Origin of the sequence: Sporosarcina koreensis (assembly GCF_001531445.1) — a bacterium.
Taxonomy (GTDB): domain Bacteria; phylum Bacillota; class Bacilli; order Bacillales_A; family Planococcaceae; genus Sporosarcina; species Sporosarcina koreensis_C.
Window position 1 is genome coordinate 35,019 of sequence record NZ_LQYA01000180.1, and the last position, 4,743, is coordinate 39,761.

The following is a 4,743-nucleotide window of genomic DNA, read 5'->3' on the forward strand; positions in this document are numbered from 1 at the left end:
TAACGGAAATGATGCTGCGCCATTTCATAAATAAATTGAATGTCAAAGGATTCTTATCGAAACCGCGGATCCTCGTCTGCTGTCCGACGAACATTACGAATGTCGAACAGAAAGCGATCCAGGATGCGGCCGAGAAATCCGGCGGCAAAAAAGTGTATCTCGAAGAAGAACCGAAAGTCGCGGCGATCGGCGCCGGCATGGACATTTTCCAGCCGAGCGGCAATATGGTCATCGATATCGGCGGCGGGACGACGGACGTTGCAGTACTGTCGATGGGCGATATCGTCACCTCCGAATCGATCAAGGCCGCTGGTGACATGTTTGACAATGACATCATACAATCAATCAAGAAAAAATATAAATTGCTCATCGGGGAGAGGACGGCGGAAACGATTAAGAAAGAAATCGCGACCGTCTTTCCTGGTGGCCGCAAAGAACAAATGGACATCCGCGGCCGCGACATGGTCACCGGACTTCCACGCACCATTACAATCGGATCCGATGAAATCCGGGAAGCGCTCAGCGAATCGGTCGGCATGATCGTCCAATCAGCGAAGAACGTCTTGGAGAAAACTCCGCCCGAGCTGTCAGCGGACATCATCGATAGGGGAGTCTTCCTCACAGGAGGCGGCGCACTGTTGCACGGAATCGACCAGCTGCTCGCTGAGGAATTGAAAGTCCCGGTATTCGTTTCAGACAATCCGCTCAGCTGTGTGGCGATCGGGACGGGCATCCTCCTCGAAAACATCAGCAAAGCAGCACGATATTAATGTAAAAAATAGTTGGTCCGTAGGAATGAAAAAATGACGGATCCATCCGAAAACAATAGAAGAACGAATAAATGAAAGGAGGCGGGTCGCCTTATGTTCCGTGGATTTTACACAGTCGGCTCCGGTATGATCGCGCAGCAGCGCAGGACGGAAATGCTGGCAAACAACATTGCGAACGCCAATACACCAGGATTCAAAGCCGAACAGTCAAGCATCCGTTCATTTCCGGAAATGTTCATGTCGAGCCTCAATGCGCAGCGCATCCCGACTCAAAAAGGCATTCAACTGAACGGTTTATCGCCGGTCGGTGAGCTGTCGACCGGCGTCTACATGCAAGAAACGATGCCGCTATTCAAGCAAGGGACACTTCGGGAAACCGGCATGACGACGGATATTGCACTCCTCGACGGCAGCCTGCCGATCGATGCGGAAACCGGCGAACCGGGAGCTATCTTTTTCCGATTGGAAAGTGCAAACGGAAATGAGCTCTACACGAAAAATGGGAATTTCACAATGGATGCGGCCGGTTACTTGACGAATCCAATGGGTTATTACGTACTCGATACGAACGGTCAGCGCATCCAACTGCAAAATGACGACTTCAGCATTTCAGATGCTGGGAACATACTGCAAGATGGTGCTACAGTTGCAACTCTTGGTGTTTCATTTGCTGAACAGCCCGGCGCGCTCCTGAAGCAAGGGAACGGCCTGTTTGCAAGCCTAGACGGCAACTTACCTGAAGCGCAAAACGTAGCAGGAGTCGGATATTCATTCCAACAAGGCTTTTTGGAAGGCTCCAACGTTGATGCTGCAAAGACGATGACGGACATGCTTGCCGCATACCGCGCATTTGAAGCGAATCAAAAGATCCTTCAGGCGTATGACCGGAGCATGGAAAAAGCTGTGAACGAAATTGGGCGTGTCAACTGATGATGCGTTTTGAAAGGGGCCGAAACGAATGATACGATCAATGACGACGGCAGTGAACACGATGAACCAATTGCAAAATCAATTCGATATCATTGGAAATAACCTTGCAAATTCGGCGACAAACGGGTATAAATCAGGTGAAGCCAATTTCCACGAACTGCTTTACCAACAATTCAATAATGACAAGGCAGATACGGCGCAACGCCAATCTCCGGTGGGTATCCGATACGGCGTCGGTGCTGCTCTTGGCCCTGCGAAAATGAACTGGACAGTCGGCTCTTTGCAGATGACCGGCCGCGAACTCGATTTCGCACTGACTGAACCGAAGCAATACTTCAACGTTATCATGCCCGGAGAAGACGGAGAGCAAACCGCATACACCCGTGCTGGGAATTTTTACGTGTCGCCTGTTGAAGGCGGCAACCTGATGCTCGTCAATGGAGACGGTTATCCAGTCGCGAACAGCGCAGGGCAGCCAATCACATTTGCGGAAAACGTGAGCAATTACAACATGCTTCCAGGCGGTGTCCTTGAAGTGACGCATAGCGACGGAAACGTTCAACGAATCGAAATGGGTGTCACGACATTGGAACGCCCAAACTTGATGAGCCGGATTTCTTCGACTCTATTGTCGCTTCCTGAAAATGTAGCGGAACTTGGCGTCGCTGCCGGGGATATCCTGACGGAAATGAACGGCGTCAACCGGAACCGAATCGGCATGGAAAACCAGAAGCTCGAAGCATCCAACGTCAATTACGAAAAAGAGATGACAGACCTGATCAATGTCCAGCGTTCTTACCAATTCAACGCGAGGACGGTCACGCTCGCCGATCAAATGTTAGGCTTGATCAATAACATTCGATAAGCCGCGCTAGGGAGAATCCGATATGATAGATGACAAACAGAAACATCCTCAATGGGACCATATGAACCAAAATGATGCCACCGAGCAGCAAATCGTCGCATCTCGTGTGGCGCGCAATCAACAAAAGAAGCAGAAGTCCGTTAAAGAGGAAACGAGCGACAAGCGGCGCATCTGGGTCCAAATCCGTCTGCTACCGATCTGGTTGCGAATCGTGCTCGTCCTTCTGTTGCTAGTAGGCGCCGCAATTCTCGGAGCCGTCATCGGCTACGGATACGTCGGCGACGGCCAGCCTGGAGATGTGCTGAAAAAAGAGACGTGGACGCACATACTCGATATCATCAATGGGAAAGAGTCGTAACGGCTCTTTTCATTTTCATGTTGATTTTATCAATTACGCCTTGGCGTAATTGTGTCCGGATTTTTATCGAGCTTGGGGCCTGCAGGAAGCAGGTCATGCAGTCGTGGCGACAGGACGTCGCGCTTTTAGACTGCCTCGATAAATCCCCTAAAAAATCCGTGACATCCGCCGGAGCATTAACTAAATTCAGCTTAAGCTGAATTTAGTTAAATACATACATTGTCGGGAGGAGAAAGGAAATGCTAAACGCTGAACAGATTCAAAAAATCATTCCTCATCGCTATCCATTCCTTTTGGTCGATAGAATCACAGAAATCGAAGAAGGGAAACGAGTCGTCGGCCTAAAAAACGTTACCATCAACGAAGACTTTTTCAACGGCCATTTTCCGGGCTATCCAGTCATGCCGGGCGTCCTGATCGTCGAAGCGCTCGCCCAAGTCGGCGCTGTCGCCATCCTTCAAAAAGAGGAAAATCGAGGACGTCTTGCATTCTTCGCAGGCATCGACAACTGCCGGTTCAAACGCCAAGTTGTCCCAGGAGACCAATTGAAACTAGAAGTCGAAATTACAAGAATGCGTGGCTCCATTGGAAAAGGGAAGGCGGTTGCAACTGTTGACGGCGAAATCGCCTGCGAAACGGACATTACATTCGCACTAGGTCCGGTAGCAGAAGCTTCAAATTAATTTGCACACATGCACTATGTCAGCTACAATGGAAAGTGCAGTGTGTATATTGAAACGGACATCACACGCACGTTTACAGTGGGAGGTACCAACCAATTATGTACAATGATCTTTCTCCAAATATAAAGAGCAGCATCACACGCTCCATCACCCAAACGTTCGAGCAATACATGACGGACATTCAATGGGAAGAAGACCTATATGATATCGAAGACTTCATCGATTCATGGCGCGAATACATCACGACAAAAGCACTATGGTATTCAAAGATTCCGGATGACATGAAACGGGAGCCGAAATTCCACGAAGACCTTGCTCAGCGGATCAATGAAGTGATCCAGCGCGTCATCAGCGAGCCGCCATCCGAAGAGCAAATTGCCAATATCGAGATCATGCAGGAAAAACTCGACACGCATTTTACATATGACTGCAAGGCCGAAGCAGTTTATGTCGAAACGGTGCTCAAAGATCGACTCGAAAAAGAACAATAAAAAGTATGGATAGTTCCCTCCTTTTTAGCCAACCTACGAGTATCATACGAATTGTATGATAGAGGCTTGTGGAAAGGAGGGAATTTTCATGTTCAAAAAAGCGATACCGTTCGTACTCGTTTCCGGACTTGCCCTAACGGCATGCGCCAACAACAACGACAACGTTCCGAACAACAATGAAACGCCGATGGAGAACCTGGAACGGGACTTGACCCCTAATGTCAATAACGGCGCAGGACCGGACATGGATGGCATCGACAACGGACTCGATGGGAATAACAACGGTGGAAACAACGGAATCCTTAACGATGACCGTAACAACGGAATCATCAATGACAGAGACCGTAACAACGGAGACATGAACGGTGACAACACAACGGCACCGAACAATGACATCATAACTGATGACAACACAACAACTCCAAATGACACCGACACCAATCGTAACCGAAACAAGAACAATAACAACAACCGCTAACCGCAAGCCGAAAGAAAACCGCCACCCCCGGCGGTTTTTCTTGTTTTGGCCAATCGCGTCACGAAGAGCGCAATATCCATAACGCTTCCCACGTACATATCCGAGCTCATTAATTCGGCGGTGCGTTCGTAAATCCTAGTACGCGCTCGTAAAATTCATCCCGCGCTC

7 protein-coding genes are annotated in these 4,743 nt (G+C 49.2%); all 7 read left to right on the top strand.

The window, feature by feature from the left end:
- The coding region (mreB, locus tag AWV70_RS16725; RefSeq protein WP_235588720.1) for a rod shape-determining protein MreB at positions 1-770 on the top strand (770 nt) is incomplete at its 5' end.
- 93 nt (positions 771-863) lie between these two features.
- The gene (locus AWV70_RS16730) at positions 864-1,700 is read left to right on the top strand and encodes a flagellar hook-basal body protein (protein WP_060209536.1); all 837 of its coding nucleotides are present in this window, start codon (positions 864-866) and stop codon (positions 1,698-1,700) included.
- A 28-nt stretch (positions 1,701-1,728) separates the two neighbouring features.
- A complete protein-coding gene (locus tag AWV70_RS16735; RefSeq protein ID WP_060209539.1) occupies positions 1,729-2,565 on the top strand; it encodes a flagellar hook-basal body protein in 837 nt (278 codons plus the stop codon).
- Between the two features lie 22 nt (positions 2,566-2,587).
- Positions 2,588-2,923: a DNA-directed RNA polymerase subunit beta gene (locus AWV70_RS16740; protein WP_235588721.1), complete on the top strand. Its 336-nt coding sequence runs from the start codon at positions 2,588-2,590 to the stop codon at positions 2,921-2,923.
- Positions 2,924-3,162: 239 nt separating this feature from the next.
- Entirely contained in the window at positions 3,163-3,606 is a 444-nt protein-coding gene (gene fabZ, locus AWV70_RS16745) for a 3-hydroxyacyl-ACP dehydratase FabZ (protein ID WP_060209541.1), read from the top strand.
- Between the two features lie 98 nt (positions 3,607-3,704).
- Positions 3,705-4,097, top strand: coding sequence for a hypothetical protein (locus AWV70_RS16750; protein ID WP_060209543.1), 393 nt, complete (start codon positions 3,705-3,707; stop codon positions 4,095-4,097).
- Between the two features lie 88 nt (positions 4,098-4,185).
- Positions 4,186-4,575 (top strand): hypothetical protein, encoded by a 390-nt coding sequence (locus AWV70_RS16755; RefSeq protein WP_060209545.1) that lies wholly within the window; start codon positions 4,186-4,188, stop codon positions 4,573-4,575.
- Positions 4,576-4,743: the final 168 nt, after the last annotated feature.